Source organism: Pseudoalteromonas arabiensis (genome assembly GCF_001550155.1).
Classification (GTDB): Bacteria; Pseudomonadota; Gammaproteobacteria; order Enterobacterales; family Alteromonadaceae; genus Pseudoalteromonas; species Pseudoalteromonas arabiensis.
In genome coordinates this window covers 381245-398397 of record NZ_LRUF01000024.1, presented here as the reverse complement: position 1 = coordinate 398397, position 17153 = coordinate 381245, and the positions used below count along the sequence as shown (strand labels likewise).

Below are 17153 nucleotides of genomic sequence, written 5' to 3'. Positions count from 1 at the left end.
ATCAATTAAGTACTACAATTGGCAATGATGTTTTTGATATCTAGGAAGCATCCACTCCCTAGGTGTGCGCTAGTATACCTTTCATACGCGCACAAAAAAAGGGGCTAAATAGCCCCTTTTCTCGTAATCTAGTTCTTAGCGACGTAGGCCAAGCTCTTGGATTAACGCAGTGTAACGTGCAATGTCTTTACCTTTAAGGTAATCAAGCAGTTTACGGCGTTGGCTTACTTTGCGAAGAAGACCACGACGTGAGTGGAAGTCGTGCTTGTGGCTAGCAAAGTGACCTTGAAGCTTGTTGATATCGAAAGTAAGAAGTGCAACTTGTACTTCAGGTGAACCAGTGTCGCCTTCAGCGCGTGCAAATTTAGCGATGATTTCAACTTTTTCTTGATTGCTTAGTGACATAGTAACTCCAAAAATTAATTTAAATTGTGTTTTAGCCGATCACTAATTCAGCCAAAACGATTGAGCGGGCGTATTCTACCCAGCTTTGCTAATAACTACAAGGTAATCTTTACTCAGGCAGTTGATTTGATAAACCGCGCTTTGATTTTAAGTGACCATCTTTATGGCGCTCACCGGTACCAATGAATACCCCATCAGCCATTACTTTTACCGCACCATCTGGTACAGGCTTACCAATCACTACAGTTTGACCATGACTAAATGCCACGCCCTGCTCGTGTGTAATTTCAATCACAGGTAGGTCAACCAAAGCAGTATCCATTGGCAGTAGGAGTTCATCGAGGTAGCTTGAAGGCGCAACATCATCTGCTTTTGCTTGTTGTAACTTTTCTTCAAGTTGTTCAAGAGTGACCATTTTCTCACTTGGATAATGGCCAACTGCACTGCGATGTAACATGATCACATGCGCACCACAGCCAAGCTTTTCACCTAAGTCGTCAACAATAGTACGAATATAAGTGCCTTTAGACACATGTGCCGTCATTTGTACTTCGTTATTCGCTTCATCGAACTCATCAAGCGTTAAACTAAATACATTAATTTTTCGACACTTTCGCGGCACTTCAATGCCTTCGCGGGCATATTTATACAAAGGCTGACCTTGGTATTTAAGCGCAGAGTACATCGAAGGATATTGATCCGACTCACCTAAGAAACTGGCAATTTGCTCAGCTAATTGCTCAGGTGTTACCGAGACTTCACGCGTTTCAACCACTTCACCATCTGAATCAGACGTTGTAGTTCGCTCACCTAGCTTGGCACGAACGACATAAGTTTTATCGGTATCTAGCAAAAACTGGGTAAACTTAGTCGCTTCACCAAAACAAATAGGCAGCATCCCCGTCGCGAGCGGATCAAGCGCACCGGTATGGCCCGCTTTTTGAGCAAAGTAAATTCCCTTTGCTTGCTGCAACGCTTTGTTTGATGAAATACCTTGCGGCTTATTAAGTAATAAAATGCCGTCAATAGCACGACCTTTAGTGCGTCTAGCCATTAGTCTTTAGTGCCTTCTTCGCTGTCATCTTCGTCTACATGCTTGGCATTGTCTTCACGAATAACAGAATCAACCAAGTTTGAAATACGCATACCTTCCATAAGCGAGTTATCGATTACAAACCGTAACTCAGGCATGATGCGCGCACGAATGCGTTTACCTAATAAAGAACGAATATAACCCGTTGCTTCATTTAAGATTTTAGCACTTTGCTTGGCTTTATCTTCATCATCAGTATTAAACACTGTGATAAATACTTTTGCGTAAGATAAGTCGCGAGATACCTCAACCGCAGACACTGTCACCATGCCTAGGCGAGGATCTTTGATTTCGCGTTGAAGAATAACAGCAATCTCTTTTTGAATTTGCTGAGCAACACGATCTGTGCGAGAAAATTCTCTCATTTCATTTCACTCTAAAATAATAACTTATTGATGTTAAAGAATAAGTTAATTTAATTACGAATACACAAATGGGGGCTAGGCCCCCATTTAAAGCAATAACTTAAACGAAATTAAAGTGAACGTTGTACTTCAACCGTCTCGAATACCTCGATTTGGTCGCCAACTTTAACATCGTTGTAGTTCTTAACGCCGATACCACATTCCATACCGTTACGAACCTCAGCAACGTCGTCTTTAAAGCGACGCAGTGACTCAAGTTCACCTTCATAGATAACCACGTTATCACGAAGTACACGGATAGGCGCGCTACGCTTAACGATACCTTCAGTAACCATACAACCTGCGATTGCACCAATCTTAGGTGACTTGAACACGTCACGAACTTCAGCAAGACCAATGATCTCTTGCTTGAATTCTGGTGCAAGCATACCTGACATCGCTTGTTTAACTTCTTCAATCAGGCTGTAGATTACGCTGTAGTAACGTAAGTCTAGGTTTTCTGACTCAATTACTTTACGAGCTGATGCATCAGCACGTACGTTAAAGCCAACAACGATTGCGTTTGACGCCGCTGCAAGCGTTGCATCAGTTTCAGTGATACCACCTACACCTGAACCAACAATCTTCACTTTAACTTCATCAGTAGAAAGCTTAGTTAATGAATCAGCGATTGCTTCGATTGAACCTTGTACGTCAGCTTTAAGAACGATATTAACTTCAGATACATCGCCTTCAGCCATGTTCGTAAACATGTTTTCAAGCTTCGCTTTTTGTTGACGAGCAAGCTTCACTTCACGGAACTTACCTTGACGGTAAAGTGCGACTTCACGCGCTTTACGCTCATCTTTAACTACTGTTGCTTCGTCACCCGCAGCAGGGATACCAGAGAGACCTAAAATCTCAACTGGGATAGATGGACCCGCAGACTTGATGTCTTTACCGTTCTCATCTTTCATCGCACGTACACGGCCATATTCAAGACCACACAGTACGATATCACCTTGATTCAGTGTACCTGATTGTACAAGAACTGATGCAACTGGACCACGACCTTTATCAAGACGTGATTCGATTACAACGCCCGCCGCCATACCTTCTGCAGGCGCAGTAAGCTCAAGAAGCTCTGCTTGCATTAGGACTGCTTCAAGTAGGTCATCAATACCTAAACCTGTTTTTGCAGAGATATGTACAAACTGCGTATCACCGCCCCACTCTTCAGGGATTACGTCAAGTTGAGCTAGCTCATTCTTAACGCGATCTGGGTCGATACCTTCTTTATCCATCTTATTTACTGCGATAATTAAAGGAACGCCAGCAGCACGGGCGTGCTGAACCGCTTCTTTAGTTTGTGGCATTACACCATCATCCGCAGCAACTACAAGGATTACGATATCCGTTGCTTTTGCACCACGTGCACGCATTGATGTAAACGCGGCGTGACCTGGCGTATCTAAGAAGGTAATCATGTTACCGTTAGTTTCAACGTGGTATGCACCAATATGCTGGGTAATACCGCCCGCCTCACCAGATGCAACTTTTGCTGAACGAATGTAGTCAAGTGTTGACGTTTTACCGTGGTCAACGTGACCCATTACGGTTACAACTGGAGCACGAGGTACAGCTGTACCTTCTTCACTACGGTCGTTGAGTACTTTCTCTTCTAATTCATTTTCTTTAACGATAATAACCTTGTGGCCCATTTCTTCAGCAACAAGTTGTGCTGTTTCTTGGTCAATCACTTGGTTGATGGTAACCATGTCACCCATCTTCATCATTGTTTTAACAACTTCAGCACCTTTAACAGCCATACGAGATGCAAGTTCAGCAACTGTGATTGTTTCACTAATGCGTACTTCGTTTTTAACATCTGCAGTTGGCTTTTGGAAACCATGCTGTAGTGAAGTTGGTGCTTTTAATTTGCCTTTTTTACCCTTAGGTAAAGGAGCCTTCTCTTTTTGAGGTCCTTTTTTCTTTTTCTTACGACGGGCACTTTGCTCTTCACGTGCATCAGATTCATCTTCTGCTTCACGCGCGTAAGTTGAAGTCGTAAGATGGTGATCAGCGTTTTCTTCACGCTGCTTACGCTCTTCTTCTTCTTTCTTCCAGCGAGCTTCATTTTCTTCAGCTAGCTTTCTTGCCTCTTCTGCTTGACGTTTCGCTTCTTCTTCAGCTTTTCTCAATGCGGCCTCTTCTGCTTCTTTTTGCAGACGCTCAGCTTCGGCACGATCTTTTTCAGACTTAGCACTTTGCTCTGGGGTCATCTGCTTTTGTTTCGCTTTACGCTCAGCTTCAGCTTTGCGTTTAGCCTCTTCTTTGGCTTTACGCTCAGCTTCTTCTTTAGCTTTACGTTCTGCCTCTTGTTTCGCTTTAAGCTCTTCAGCTTCTTGCTGGGCTTTAAGCTCTGCTGCCTTACGGGCAGCTTCTTCTGCAGCTAAACGCTCTTCTTCTTGCTGTTGCTCAACGGCGCTTTTCTTTACGTAGGTACGCGTTTTACGTACTTCTACTTGGACTGACTTCGCTTTACCTGTAGAGCCAGTTACACTTAACGTGCTCTTGCTTTTACGTTGCAAAGTCATGCGAGCAGGGCCTTCCGAGCCCGTGCCACCATGCTGCTTACTCAGGTGATCAAGTAACGTTGACTTCTCAGTTTCTGTTACCATATCACCTGCTTGTTTTTTGATACCGGCTTGTTCAAGCTGCTGTAATAATTTATCAACAGTTGTACCAATATCTCCGGCTAGTTTTTCAACATTTACTTCTGCCATAGTGTGTAATACCTCCGTTAATAAATTACTCGTCTGCGAACCAACAAATGTTACGCGCAGCCATAATAAGCTTGCCAGCTTCTTCTTCTGAAAGGTCAGTGATATCCACTAACTCATCAATACCTTGCTCAGCTAAGTCTTCAAGTGTTATTACACCTTTACTTGCCATAACAAATGCAAGGTGACGTTCTAGACCTTCAAGTGCTAGTAAATCCTCTGCAGGCTCTGCACCATCAAGGCTTTCTTCTGTCTTAAGCGCTTTTGTTGTTAATGCGTCTTTTGCACGAGAACGTAAAATATCAACTGTTTCTTCATCTAAACCGTCAATTTCTAAGAATTCAGATGCAGGAACATAAGCAACTTCTTCAAGTGTTGAGAAACCTTCGTTGATAAGCAATGTTGCAAACTCATCATCAATGTCTAGGTACTCAGTGAATAAGTTGATTAATTTGTCTGATTCAGCTTCGTTCTTCGCACGCATGTCATCAACAGTCATGACGTTTAATTCCCAACCAGTCAATTGACTAGCAAGACGCACGTTTTGACCGTTACGACCAATCGCTTGTGCTAGGTTATCGGCTTCTACAGCGATATCCATTGAATGTGTATCTTCGTCCATCACGATAGATGCCACTTCAGCTGGCGCCATTGCATTGATAACAAATTGCGCAGGGTTATCATCATAAAGAACGATATCAACACGCTCACCGCCAAGCTCAGTTGACACAGCTTGAACACGTGCGCCACGCATACCAACACACGCACCTACAGGGTCGATACGTTTGTCGTTAGATTTTACTGCAATCTTTGCACGCGAACCTGGATCACGTGCTGCGGCACGTAATTCAATCATTTCTTCGCCAATCTCTGGCACCTCAATGCGGAAAAGTTCCATCAGCATTTCAGGCTTAGAACGCGTTACGAATAGCTGTGCGCCACGTGCTTCTGGTTTAACTTCGTAAAGTAAACCACGGATACGGTCACCTGGACGGAAGTTTTCACGCGGTAACATGTCATCACGGTAGATAACCGCTTCAGCATTGTTACCTAGGTCAAGTACAATAGCGTCACGCGTTGCTTTTTTAACAACACCTGTCACCAACTCACCTTGTTGATCTTTATATTCTTCAACAACTAACGCACGTTCAGCTTCACGTACTTTTTGCACGATAACTTGCTTTGCCATTTGCGTTGTAATGCGGTCGAACTTGATTGACTCAATTTGCTCTTCTACGTAATCACCTAGTTGTAACTCAGGGTCTTCAACTTGCGCTGCTTCCAACGTAATTTCGCTGTAAGGGTGTTCTAACGAACCGTCTTCTTGAACTTCTGCAATTTTCCAGCGACGGAACGTGTCGTAATTACCTGTTTTACGATCGATTGATACGCGAACATCGATTTCGCCATCGTGTTTTTTCTTTGTCGCAGTCGCTAATGCGAACTCTAACGCTTCAAAAATCTTTTCTTTTGGAACCGCTTTCTCATTGGAGACGGCTTCAGCAACCAATAATATTTCTTTTGCCATGGGTTATGCCTCGCTTGCCCTATTCCTTCGCACTCGAATTAAAACTTTGCGATGATGTTCGCACGTTCAATGTTACTTAGCATAATCATATGCTCAGTGCCATCTGCCGAAAGTGTGATCATATCACTGCTAACTGATACTAAATCGCCTTTAAAATTACGGCGACCATCTTGTGGAAGCTTAGTACGCACGCGTACCTCTTCTCCTTGCGCCTTCTCGTAGTGATCTTGTTTGAATAATGGACGATCAACACCAGGAGACGAAACTTCCAAATCATATTCGTTTGTAATCGGGTCTTCTACGTCTAAAATCGCGCTAACTTGACGACTTACATCGGCACAATTATCAACCGTAATCCCTGCATCGTGATCAATGTAAACACGTAATGTAGAGTGGCGACCAGCTTGCACAAACTCAAGACCATGTAACTCAAAACCTAACATTTCTACGGCTGGTGAGAGCATGGTTACTAAATCTTGCTCAAGTTTTGTCACGAAAATCCTCCATACAAACAAAAAAAGGGCATATAGCCCTGAATACTGAGTTTAATAATGATTTATACCACTGGGGTATTAAGTAAATCATGCTAGACCAGATACAACAACGCCCCGAACCAAGCGGGGCGTCACACCTAAAGCATAAAACTGTGTGGCCTAAGGCCAAGCTTGGTTGCGAGTCATTTATCTGACTAAATTAAACTAGATAGCCTAAACGCAAAACGCGCATTACCCAGAATGCGCGACTTCAATACAGTAAGCTAACTTACTGTGTATGTTTATCACATTACTGTGTAAACACTGAGTTGGTTGCGGGAGCCGGATTTGAACCGACGACCTTCGGGTTATGAGCCCGACGAGCTACCAGGCTGCTCCATCCCGCGCCAATGGATATTAAAGCTAATTGCTAAATATCGCAGTTTGAGTGACAAGCACCTCAAATCAATGGCGGCTATTATAAGCCCGTAGCGCTCAATTAGCAACCTCATTGGGTGAATTAGTTAGACTATTTTGTAGATAAAAACATTATGACAGCCCTGTCATTAATTTCCTATTTTCGAGAAAAGTGGTCTATAGTTGGTATTATAATAAGAAAAACTATAGCGAGTGCTATTAAGCGATAATTAATGAGTCTATCTATTTTTCAAAAAAAGCTTTTACAACAAAATGTTGAGCTGATAAAACCGGATTTTCATCAATTTACAAAGACATTTCATTCGTTAATGAGTGAAAAGCCGCTGCAAATGACAATTCCAAGTCAAGAAAGCATTAATCAGCAAAGCTACATTTTATATTGTGCACTTAATAAGGTAATAAATCATTTAGATGATTTACCCCTTGTGATCCCATTTATTCACTATATGGCAAACAATCTCAGCTTTTTAAACGTTAATTGTACTGACATTGACTTACTTTGTGATGCTTTTTGGGACACCCTTCAAAAACAATCAATTAAATTGAATAGTCACCTAAGTCAGGCATGGTTACAAGCAATATTAATATTTAAGAATATCGTTAAAAGCTATCTTTTTTCATATAGTAATGTTGTGTCTTTAGCGCAAAGGCAAGCAACACAGCTAAGTTCATAATTGCCCTAATTCAGTGTTTAGCCTATCAATCTGGCGTTGCTCAACCGCAATTAGAGTATCAAATTGACTCGTTACAGCGCTCATTTTCTCAGACAATGCTTCGTCTGCACTCACATCTGTCAAATTTAAAGCACGGGGACGGGTTTGTTGTTCAAGTTGACTCAGTTGACTATTTAGCTGTGCATAGAGTGTGTCAATCTTATTTTGATGCTCAGTGATTTCTCGTTTTATTTGCTGTGTTCGAATAAAACTATCAACCTCTGTATCTACAGTTTGATCACTTTGCGCTAAAAGCGTCGCTTTTTCAGTATTTAGTCTATCGATACCTCGTTGTTCATTATCGATAAGTAATTTGTAGCGCTGAGATGTAGCAGTCATTTGTTTTGCAATTGCAGCTACTTTTTTATTCCCCACTACATTATTCAATTGTGTGTCAGCTTGTTTACTTAAGCTGGCAATATCATTATCTAAGCGTTGGGTTAAAGTGTCTATTTTGTTGTGGTGCTGTTGAATTTCGGCATCAATTTGCTTTACTCGGATATAGCTATCTACACCAGAATCAGGCTTTACAGGTGCTGATTCAAATAGATTAGAAACATGCGGATTTTGCTCTTGAATGATTACTAATCTAGCGTCCTTTCCACATGGTTGCTGGCTAAACTCAACCACGCCGTTTTTTTCACACTGGTAAACCGCCGCGTTTACTACATTCGTAAACATTAAATACGCACAACTCAAAAATATCACTGTTTTAAACTGAATTTGCATGCCATCACCCTTTTAGAGTTTAGTTCCTTATATTAACACACTAATTAATTTCACGATCTATATCTGCATTTACTTCGTATCGATTTATTTAGTCACAAGTCAATTAGGTTTACTATAGTGCAATACTCAACTTTACGGTTTATTTTTGGCGACCAACTTAACGCCAGTCATAGTTGGTTTAAAGAAGACGATCAGCAAGATGTGTTGTATGTATTGGCCGAACTAAAACAAGAAACCGACTATGTAAAACATCACCTACAAAAGATTGCCGCTTTTTTTGCTGCTATGGAAAATTTTGCATGTGCATTAAAAAAAGCAGGATTTAATGTACTGCATCTTACCCTTAATGAAACCTCTGGCAGTTCTTCGCTAGCTACCCTTTTGACAAATTTAGCTAAACAATACCATTGCCAAACTATTGAGTATCAATTTCCTGATGAATATCGACTTAAACAGCAACTACTCGATTATACAAAACAAACCTCACTTAAGGTAAATGCGTACGATACAGAACACTTTTTGCTACCGTTTAATGAAATACCTCAATATTTCAAAAAAGATAAACATGTAAAAATGGAGTTTTTCTATCGAGCCATGCGTAAGCGCTTTAATATTTTAATGGATAAGAATAATGAACCGCTTGATGGGCAATGGAATTTTGATCAGCAAAACAGAAATAAGTTAAAACAAAGCGATCTTAAAAATATCTCTGAACCTTTGTGCTTTAGCCATGATGTGAGTGATATTCTAAAGCGTATAGAAAAACATAAAATAAATACTTTTGGAGAGTGTAACGAAACCTTAATCTGGCCAACTACGCGCTCGGAAGCAAAACAATTACTCGACTTTTTCTGTAAACACTTACTTGTTCACTTTGGCCAGTTTCAAGACGCCATGACATGTCAATCAGACTATCAATGGTCTTTGTATCATAGTCGCTTATCATTCGCGCTTAATACCAAAATGCTGCACCCGATGCAGGTCATTGAGCAAGTATTAAGTAGCTTTAAGAAACAGCACATCGACATTGCACAAGTAGAGGGTTTTATTAGGCAGATCCTTGGTTGGCGTGAATATGTTCGCGGTATTTATTGGCAAAATATGCCTGATTATGCGAGTAAAAATACCTTGAATGCTGAACGTACCCTACCCGACTATTTTTGGCACGGCAAAACGAACATGAATTGTATGCACCATGCCATTACACAAAGTTTGCAAACGGCCTATGCACACCACATTCAACGCTTAATGATCACCGGTAACTTCTGCTTGTTAACTGCTATTGATCCAAATGAAGTTGATGCTTGGTATTTAGGTATCTATATCGATGCTATCGAATGGGTAGAAATGCCGAACACGCGTGGCATGAGTCAGTTCGCAGATGGAGGGTTAATAGCAACTAAACCCTATGCCGCCAGTGGTAATTACATCAATAAAATGAGTGATTACTGCAAGCATTGTAGCTACAACGTTAAAGAAAAAGAAACTGATGACGCATGTCCGTTTAACAGTTTATATTGGCACTTTATGTTAGAGCACGAACAACAGCTATCGCAAAACCCACGTATTGGAATGATTTACAACAATTGGTATAAACAAGATGAGTCACTTAAGCAAGCAACGTTAAAACGTGCCAAGTGGTGCTTAGATAATTTAGAAAAACTGTAACAAAAAAAGCCGCCTCAATTGAGGCGGCAAAACTAATTCAGGGAACAATGCTGGTCGGTATTACTTATTTTCGAGTAAGTTACCATTACCGATTTCAATTTTACGTGGTTTTAAAGCTTCAGGGATTTCACGTTGTAAATCGATACTAAGTAAACCATTTTCAAGATCTGCACCAAGCACTTTGACGTGGTCACCTAATTGGAATTTACGCTCAAAGTTGCGCTCTGCTATGCCTTGATGAATGAATTTACGCTCTGCATTATCTTCTTTATCAGCTTTAGTACCGCTGACTTTTAAGGTGTTGTTTTCTGACTCAATAGTCAATTCACTGTCACTAAAACCGGCTACAGCCATAGTGATACGATATTTGTCTTTATCGAGTGCTTCGATGTTATACGGAGGAAAACTTGGCTGCTTGTCGGTACGTGCTGCCGCATCCATTAATGATGCTAAATGATCGAAGCCGATGAATGAACGATAAAGTGGTGATAAGTCTACTGTACGCATAATTATATCCTCATATTTAAGCGATATTTTGTTAGTGTTCTTCGTTTGAACAAACGCTAACAAAGTTAAATTAACATTATAAATTTCAATTACTTTAGTTGGTTTGGGACCCATCAGGCGTCCTCACTAAACTATTTATGGGCGGGTAAATTCTTTTCAAGATTTTTTAGTAAAAAAAATGGGGGTTTTTTCTAAAAAGTGAAATTCAAAAAGCCTAAAACTGGTCCGAATAGGTTGATTTTAAAAGGCTAAGCACGTACAAGGTGAGAATGAAAAAAAATCCTACTTTTTTAAAAAAATTTTTCAGTGTGATAAAAACTGCCGTGTTGATAGTTGTGGTTTTTTATGCTGTAACGACATTTCAGCAACGTAACTTACTCTCAACAGATAAAACGCCCGCACCTTATTTTAATTTAGCCACACTCGAAGACCCAAATCAGCGCGTCAGTATTGCACAGTTACAAGGTAAACAAACCGTGGTGTACTTTTTTGCCCCTTGGTGTTCAATTTGTCGCTACAGCATGCCAAATTTAGAAACAGCCCATCAACAAGGTAAGCTAAATGCGATTGCGATCGCTCTTGATTATCAAAATATTGATGAAATAAAACAGTTTACTGACTCATTACAGTTAACCATGCCGGTACTATTGGGCAGTCGAAACACAGGTAAAGATTATAAAGTGTCTGCTTACCCCACCTATTATGTGATTGATGAGCAACTGACCATTACAGCACGTTCTATGGGTTACTCAACTGAACTAGGCTTACGCTTGCGAACACTTGAGTAGTTAAATTATTCATAAAGAGAAAAAACAGAACAGTACAATCGATTTTATGCACTGTTTTTATTCATTTAATCCGTTAAGATGATAAACACATTCACATCGAGGAGAGCGATATGTTAACTGTAATTTTTGGCCGTGAAGGCTGCCCTTTTTGCGTTCGTGCTAAAGACGTTGCTGAGAAACTAGCAAATGAGCGTGACGATTTTAAATACCGTTACATCGACATTATCAAAGAAGGTATCAGTAAAGCTGATTTAGAGCAGTCTGCAGGCAAACCCTGCCCAACCGTACCACAGATTTTTATTGACCAAGCCCACATTGGTGGCTTCACTGAATTTGAGGCATACGCAAAAGAAAATTTAGGGTTATATCAATAAATTGTAAACATGGTTGATTTTGGCACTTTTGGACTGATTAAATTATGACCAACATCAACCACATACAAATTAGTTGTAATTTATACAAGCAATTGCCTTGTATTTCCTATACAATGCGCGCCTCTTTAAATTCGTTGAGGCGTATTAATGTCAGAACCAGTCACGTTTGAATCTCTAAATCTTTCTCCTGCAATCCTTAAAGCAGTTGAAGAGTTGGGTTACAAGACTCCATCTGAAATCCAAGCTCAATGTATACCGTTATTGCTAGAAAGAAAGGACGTACTGGGACTAGCGCAAACGGGTACAGGTAAAACAGCAGCATTTGCACTGCCGTTACTAAATAATATTGACCCGTCTGTAAAACAGCCACAGATCCTTGTTTTAACGCCTACGCGTGAACTTGCGATCCAAGTAGCTGAGGCATTCGAACAATATGCTAAGCATACTCGTGGAGTTGAAGTTTTAGCCCTATATGGCGGCCAAAGCTACAGCATCCAATTAAGTGCACTTCGTCGTGGCGCGCAAATTATTGTTGCAACGCCAGGTCGCTTAATCGACCACATTAACCGTGGTACCATCAAGTTTGAGAGCTTACAAGCGCTTGTTCTTGATGAAGCAGACGAAATGTTACGCATGGGCTTTATCGATGATGTTGAAAGCATCATGGAAAAAACACCGCGTGAAAAGCAAACATGCCTTTTCTCTGCGACCATGCCTAAGCAAATCCAAAATATCAGTAGCAAATACATGAATGAGCCTGAGCAAGTTCATATCTCTGCTCGTAACTCAACTGTATCTACTGTTGAGCAAGTATTTTGGAATGCACATGTACATAAAAACAAAGCTATCGTTCGCTTTTTAGAAGCTGAACAATACGATGGTGCAATTGTTTTCGTACGTACACGTAACGACACTGTACAGTTAGCTGAATTACTTGAGCGCGAAGGTTTCTCTGCGGCACCACTTAATGGTGACATGAACCAACAAGCACGTGAGCGCACAGTAGACCGTTTGAAAAACGGCCTAGTTGATATCGTTATTGCAACAGACGTTGCTGCACGTGGTCTTGATGTAGACCGTTTAAGCTTAGTAATCAACTATGATATTCCACAAGACTCAGAAGCCTACGTTCACCGTATTGGGCGTACTGGTCGTGCGGGTCGTACAGGTAAAGCGATTCTTTTCGTAAAACATAACGAGCGTTATTTACTTAAAAATATCATTCGCCATACGAAGTCAGAAATCGCACAAGTTGATTTACCAACAGCAAAAGTAGTTGAAGAGAAGCGTATTAAAGCGCTTCAAGATAAACTCACTATTGCACTTGAAAACAAAGATATCACCTTCTTTAATCAAGTGGCCGCTAACATGGCTGAAAAGCTTGAACTAAGCTTTGAAGATTTAGCTGGTGCGCTACTTTGTTTGGCACAGCAACAATCACCGATCAAAGTTGAAGAAGTTAAAGTTCAACCGCGTGGTGAGCGTAGCGAACGTAGCGATCGTCGTCGTAACGAACGTGGTGATCGTGGCGACCGTGCTGGACGTGAGCGTAAACCTCGTGAGCCGCGTGAACGCAACAGCCGTAGTATGGGTCCTATGGACACTTACCGTATCGAAGTCGGTCGTGAGCACGGTGTACAAGTTAAGAACATTGTAGGCGCGATTGCTAACGAAGCTGATATTTCAAGTAAGTTCATTGGTGATATCCGCTTACACGACAGTCACAGTACTGTGCAATTACCACAGAACATGCCAAAAGATGTGCTTGATCACTTCCAAAAGGTATTTATCTGTAAACGTCCTATGAATATGACGCTAACACAAGACCAAGGTCCTGCGGCTCCTCGCTCTGAACGCCCAAGCGGTGATCGTGGCGACAAAAAGCGCAGCTTCAAAGACAAAGATCGTGGTGAAAAACGTGGCGGCCCACGTAAAGAGCGCCGTCCAGTGAGCTTCACATCGAACTAATAGAGCAGTAAGCTTTAAGTAAAAACCTTGTCATGAAAGTGACAAGGTTTTTTTGTTTTTAGCGCTGTAAATTTTTTAGATCCATAGCGTTACAGCAGTAAATATCAGTCATACACCATCCCTCATTTATTGCTCGTAATAGTGTGTAATGTTTAATGATGAGTTTCTCAGCTATAAAGTTTGTGGAATAAGGAATACATCTTTATTCAAACTAATACTCAGCAAACTTAAATGGAGATTTATCATGTCAAATACACTTACTATACTACCGAATCCAAAAACAATCCTAGTTGCTAACACTACTCCTGCGAATACAACTGCGCTTGCATCAACTGAAGCGGAGACGTGGCAGATCTCGGAAAAGAAAGGGACTATTTCAGGTGTCGGTGTAACAGTATCTGGAGCTGGTGCTTGGGCTAAAATGTCTGGTTCTTTTGATTTTTCGATAGTAAACCTAGAAAGCTCTCGTACATATCAAAAAATGGTTTCTGAATACAATATATCAGGTGGCGTTAGTGGCTTTTGGGGATGGCTTGGTTTCGGTGCAAATGCCGAAACACACAAAGAGGAAATCAAGGAAGCAATGCAAGAGCTTAGTCAACAGCAAAAAGTCGATGGCTCCGTGGATGTTGACCTTATGGTCACTGGTTTGATCCCTGGCTTTGAAGTAAGTGCAACAGCATATATTCTGGTGCTACAGATTCAAAGCTCATCAGGTGCCACATATAGTATTGCTTCATCAACAAGCCCTTCGACAGATGTTGGCGCACAAGATCAAAACCAGCAAAACCTGCCTACTTCAAATAATAATTCAACTATCAGTCTATAAATATCACATCTAAGATCATCAAAGTACTATGCTTTGATGATCTTAGATTTATCCAGACAAACAGGTAGTTAAGGAGAGAACATGAAGCTATTAACTGCTCTAATACTTATTTTAATCACTTTAGCTTTTAAGGCTAACCCAGCGGTGATATCAGCTATAAATGATAACTTAAACTCTAGCGTATGGACTGATAACTTTAAAATTAATTTAGCTTTTACTGACACTAGCTATGAAATACAAGAAACGAGCGTTACACCCTCTCCATTTGTGATCAATAAACAAGATAACCTTGTTTTCTCTACTTTTACCAGTTTGAATGATGAATCAGAAATAATTATTAAAGATACTACTGGGGACGGTCTGCCAGACATACGTATAACAAATATTCTTGATAAAAATGGCGCTGTTTTATCTACATCTATCGAAAAAATAATAATTAGCTATGAAAAATAAATTTAATTTAAATAATAAAGGCCTCACCATTTTCATGATGAGGCCTCTCTTTTAAAAAATCACATCTTAGTTACTATGGCACTACAGCTGGGTATACATAACTCGACTGTAAGCCAAGTGGGATGCCTAAGCCCCAATACGCCAGTAAGAAGATGCTCCAACCGATTAAGAATGCAATTGAATAAGGCAGCATCATCGCAATAAGTGTGCCGATACCAGTATCCTTAACATACTTTTGGCAGTAAACCACCACCAGCGGGAAGTAAGGCATCAGTGGGGTGATGATATTAGAGCTTGAGTCACCTACCCTATAAGCCGCTTGTGAAAGGTCAGGGGAAATTCCTAACTGCATCAGCATGGGTACAAAAATTGGCCCTAATAACGCCCACTTTGCAGAACTTGAACCTACGAACAAGTTTACAAATGCTGTTAAAAAGATAATACCAATCACTGTGACAGAGCTAGGTAATGCCATCGCTTTAAGTAATTGCGCCCCTTCAATAGCAAGTAATGCCCCTAGGTTTGATTTACTAAATGCCGCAATAAATAGCGCACAGAAAAATGCCATAACAATATAGTAAGCCATGCCCCCCATAGCCTTACTCATTGCATCTATCATATCTTTTGAGCTTTTAAACGTACCAACCACAAAGCCATATACTGCACCTGGGATCCAGAACAATAAGAAGATGAGCGGCACAATAGATTGCATTAAAGGCGAGCGGAAGTTAGTTAATGAACCATCTGGGCTACGTAGAGCAGAATCAGCAGGGGCAGATACAAACCATAGTAAAGCCAGACCTGCAATCATTACAGAACTGGCAATATAAAACGCACGTTTTTCGTCGCTACGCGCTTCATCAAACGCTGGTAAGTCTTCAGTGTCACCATCAAGTGGGGTATTTTGCAAACGCGGTTCAATGATTTTATCTGTGATGTACCAACCTAATAAGATAATAAATAAGCTTGAAGCTGAGGTGAAAAACCAGTTATTAAGTGGGTTAATCGCCATATCAGGGTTAATAATTTGCGCCGCGCTTTGCGTAAAGCTTTGCAGTAACGGGTCAATGCCTGATGGAATAAAGTTTGCGCTAAAGCCGCCACTAACCCCAGCAAACGCGGCAGCAATACCAGCTAGCGGGTGACGCCCCATGGCATAAAAAATAACCCCAGCAAGCGGAATAACTAACACATAGCCAGCGTCCGTAGCAGTATGGCTGACTATCGCTACTAAAATAATCGACGGGGTTAAAAGCTGCTTAGGGGTTACCTTTAGCATTAACTTTAAACCCGTATTGATAAAGCCTGAATGTTCAGCGACCCCGACACCTAACATAGCAACAAGCACTACACCTAAAGGGGCGAAACCTGTGAAGGTTTTTACCATTGATGATAAAAAAGTAGCTAAGGAGTCACCCGCTAAAAGGTTATGTACAACGATAGCCTCGCCTGTACGTGGGTCAATAGCGTCAAATGTCATGCCTGAAAACAGCCATGACAATAACCAAATAAGTAGCATAGCTACTAAGAAGATTATGGCTGGATCAGGAAGTTTGTTCCCAACCCTTTCTATTGTATTTAAAAAACGTGCAATTGCACCACTTTGTGCCTGCACATTATTATTGTTATTCATTTTTTTATTCCCTAGAAAAACGTCTTGCTAACCTTATCGTATCTCTACAACAAGGTAAATTTTAAGTTAATAAAATTACCTTTATTAGGTAAACGGATTATATGAAAAAGCGGCAAAAAAGCCGCTCATATTCTTTTGATAGACACTTATTAAGCCAGTGACTTCACTTCATCCCAAAGGCGAACCACTAATGCTTTATCATCTTCATTAAGCTCACCATTGCGATACGCCTTTACGAGGCTTGACTCTACTTGGCTATTTAGTTCTTCAGTCGTCAGGTTAAGCTCTTCAACTTGGGCATAACCAACGGCTAAATCAAAGTGGCCACGTAAATAACCACCAGCAAAAAGCTCGTCGTCGGTTGCTTTATCAACCAAATCATCAAAATATTGCTGCGCTGCATCAATATAACTTACTAAACTCATTG

Annotated in this window: 17 protein-coding genes and 1 tRNA gene; 7 read left to right on the top strand and 11 right to left on the bottom strand. The window is 40.8% G+C overall.

Features of this window, described 5'->3' with window-relative positions; all coding sequences use genetic code 11:
• Positions 1 to 135 precede the first annotated feature (135 nt).
• The 7 genes from rpsO to PAARA_RS14995 form a co-directional block, all read right to left on the bottom strand.
• Positions 136 to 405, bottom strand: coding sequence for a 30S ribosomal protein S15 (gene rpsO / locus PAARA_RS15025; protein ID WP_054553172.1), 270 nt, complete (start codon positions 403 to 405; stop codon positions 136 to 138).
• Positions 406 to 514: 109 nt separating this feature from the next.
• A complete protein-coding gene (truB, locus tag PAARA_RS15020; protein ID WP_062569824.1) occupies positions 515 to 1459 on the bottom strand; it encodes a tRNA pseudouridine(55) synthase TruB in 945 nt (314 codons plus the stop codon).
• On the bottom strand, positions 1459 to 1863 hold the full coding sequence (rbfA, locus tag PAARA_RS15015; protein WP_054553174.1) for a 30S ribosome-binding factor RbfA: 405 nt from the start codon (positions 1861 to 1863) through the stop codon (positions 1459 to 1461). Before rbfA ends, truB begins: the two co-directional genes overlap by 1 nt.
• 110 nt (positions 1864 to 1973) lie before the next feature.
• Positions 1974 to 4628, bottom strand: coding sequence for a translation initiation factor IF-2 (gene infB / locus PAARA_RS15010; protein WP_062569823.1), 2655 nt, complete (start codon positions 4626 to 4628; stop codon positions 1974 to 1976).
• 25 nt (positions 4629 to 4653) lie between these two features.
• Positions 4654 to 6153: a transcription termination factor NusA gene (gene nusA, locus PAARA_RS15005; protein ID WP_062569822.1), complete on the bottom strand. Its 1500-nt coding sequence runs from the start codon at positions 6151 to 6153 to the stop codon at positions 4654 to 4656.
• 38 nt (positions 6154 to 6191) lie between these two features.
• Positions 6192 to 6647 (bottom strand): ribosome maturation factor RimP, encoded by a 456-nt coding sequence (rimP, locus tag PAARA_RS15000; RefSeq protein ID WP_062569821.1) that lies wholly within the window; start codon positions 6645 to 6647, stop codon positions 6192 to 6194.
• 309 nt (positions 6648 to 6956) lie between these two features.
• Positions 6957 to 7033: transfer RNA gene (locus PAARA_RS14995), tRNA-Met, on the bottom strand.
• A gap of 243 nt (positions 7034 to 7276) precedes the next feature.
• Here PAARA_RS14995 and PAARA_RS14990 point away from each other — a divergent pair.
• Complete coding sequence (locus PAARA_RS14990; protein ID WP_062569820.1) at positions 7277 to 7738, top strand: globin; 462 nt, start codon at positions 7277 to 7279, stop codon at positions 7736 to 7738.
• Here PAARA_RS14990 and PAARA_RS14985 read toward each other — a convergent pair.
• Entirely contained in the window at positions 7733 to 8506 is a 774-nt protein-coding gene (locus tag PAARA_RS14985; RefSeq protein WP_062569819.1) for a DUF4124 domain-containing protein, read from the bottom strand. The two genes, PAARA_RS14990 and PAARA_RS14985, sit on opposite strands and share 6 nt — an antisense overlap.
• Positions 8507 to 8620: 114 nt before the next feature.
• On the opposite strand from PAARA_RS14985, the gene PAARA_RS14980 reads away from it, so the two are divergent.
• The gene (locus PAARA_RS14980) at positions 8621 to 10174 is read left to right on the top strand and encodes a cryptochrome/photolyase family protein (protein ID WP_062569818.1); all 1554 of its coding nucleotides are present in this window, start codon (positions 8621 to 8623) and stop codon (positions 10172 to 10174) included.
• 60 nt (positions 10175 to 10234) lie between these two features.
• Here PAARA_RS14980 and PAARA_RS14975 read toward each other — a convergent pair whose 3' ends face one another.
• On the bottom strand, positions 10235 to 10681 hold the full coding sequence (locus PAARA_RS14975; protein ID WP_062570041.1) for an Hsp20 family protein: 447 nt from the start codon (positions 10679 to 10681) through the stop codon (positions 10235 to 10237).
• A gap of 269 nt (positions 10682 to 10950) precedes the next feature.
• Between PAARA_RS14975 and PAARA_RS14970 the strand changes: the two genes are divergently transcribed.
• The 5 genes from PAARA_RS14970 (at position 10951) to PAARA_RS14950 (ending at position 15093) form a co-directional block, all read left to right on the top strand.
• Positions 10951 to 11469, top strand: a complete 519-nt coding sequence (locus tag PAARA_RS14970) for a TlpA family protein disulfide reductase (RefSeq protein ID WP_062569817.1) — start codon at positions 10951 to 10953, stop codon at positions 11467 to 11469.
• Between the two features lie 110 nt (positions 11470 to 11579).
• Positions 11580 to 11843: a GrxA family glutaredoxin gene (locus PAARA_RS14965; protein ID WP_062569816.1), complete on the top strand. Its 264-nt coding sequence runs from the start codon at positions 11580 to 11582 to the stop codon at positions 11841 to 11843.
• A gap of 147 nt (positions 11844 to 11990) precedes the next feature.
• Entirely contained in the window at positions 11991 to 13811 is a 1821-nt protein-coding gene (locus PAARA_RS14960; RefSeq protein WP_062569815.1) for a DEAD/DEAH box helicase, read from the top strand.
• A 244-nt stretch (positions 13812 to 14055) separates the two neighbouring features.
• Positions 14056 to 14640 (top strand): hypothetical protein, encoded by a 585-nt coding sequence (locus PAARA_RS14955; RefSeq protein WP_209438188.1) that lies wholly within the window; start codon positions 14056 to 14058, stop codon positions 14638 to 14640.
• Between the two features lie 81 nt (positions 14641 to 14721).
• The gene (locus PAARA_RS14950; RefSeq protein ID WP_062569814.1) at positions 14722 to 15093 is read left to right on the top strand and encodes a hypothetical protein; all 372 of its coding nucleotides are present in this window, start codon (positions 14722 to 14724) and stop codon (positions 15091 to 15093) included.
• 73 nt (positions 15094 to 15166) lie between these two features.
• Here the strand turns inward: PAARA_RS14950 and PAARA_RS14945 are convergent, their stop codons facing one another.
• Complete coding sequence (locus PAARA_RS14945; RefSeq protein ID WP_062569813.1) at positions 15167 to 16726, bottom strand: AbgT family transporter; 1560 nt, start codon at positions 16724 to 16726, stop codon at positions 15167 to 15169.
• Between the two features lie 149 nt (positions 16727 to 16875).
• Positions 16876 to 17151, bottom strand: a complete 276-nt coding sequence (locus PAARA_RS14940) for a YfcL family protein (protein ID WP_062569812.1) — start codon at positions 17149 to 17151, stop codon at positions 16876 to 16878.
• Positions 17152 to 17153 lie beyond the last annotated feature (2 nt).

Coding starts and splice junctions, on each gene's coding strand:
- rpsO (WP_054553172.1), bottom strand. CDS start 405: ATGTCACTAAGCAATCAAGAAAAAGTTGAAATCATCGCTAAATTTGCA.
- truB (WP_062569824.1), bottom strand. CDS start 1,459: ATGGCTAGACGCACTAAAGGTCGTGCTATTGACGGCATTTTATTACTT.
- rbfA (WP_054553174.1), bottom strand. CDS start 1,863: ATGAGAGAATTTTCTCGCACAGATCGTGTTGCTCAGCAAATTCAAAAA.
- infB (WP_062569823.1), bottom strand. CDS start 4,628: ATGGCAGAAGTAAATGTTGAAAAACTAGCCGGAGATATTGGTACAACT.
- nusA (WP_062569822.1), bottom strand. CDS start 6,153: ATGGCAAAAGAAATATTATTGGTTGCTGAAGCCGTCTCCAATGAGAAA.
- PAARA_RS14990 (WP_062569820.1), top strand. CDS start 7,277: ATGAGTCTATCTATTTTTCAAAAAAAGCTTTTACAACAAAATGTTGAG.
- PAARA_RS14985 (WP_062569819.1), bottom strand. CDS start 8,506: ATGCAAATTCAGTTTAAAACAGTGATATTTTTGAGTTGTGCGTATTTA.
- PAARA_RS14975 (WP_062570041.1), bottom strand. CDS start 10,681: ATGCGTACAGTAGACTTATCACCACTTTATCGTTCATTCATCGGCTTC.
- PAARA_RS14970 (WP_062569817.1), top strand. CDS start 10,951: ATGAAAAAAAATCCTACTTTTTTAAAAAAATTTTTCAGTGTGATAAAA.
- PAARA_RS14965 (WP_062569816.1), top strand. CDS start 11,580: ATGTTAACTGTAATTTTTGGCCGTGAAGGCTGCCCTTTTTGCGTTCGT.
- PAARA_RS14960 (WP_062569815.1), top strand. CDS start 11,991: ATGTCAGAACCAGTCACGTTTGAATCTCTAAATCTTTCTCCTGCAATC.
- PAARA_RS14955 (WP_209438188.1), top strand. CDS start 14,056: ATGTCAAATACACTTACTATACTACCGAATCCAAAAACAATCCTAGTT.
- PAARA_RS14950 (WP_062569814.1), top strand. CDS start 14,722: ATGAAGCTATTAACTGCTCTAATACTTATTTTAATCACTTTAGCTTTT.
- PAARA_RS14945 (WP_062569813.1), bottom strand. CDS start 16,726: ATGAATAACAATAATAATGTGCAGGCACAAAGTGGTGCAATTGCACGT.
- PAARA_RS14940 (WP_062569812.1), bottom strand. CDS start 17,151: ATGAGTTTAGTAAGTTATATTGATGCAGCGCAGCAATATTTTGATGAT.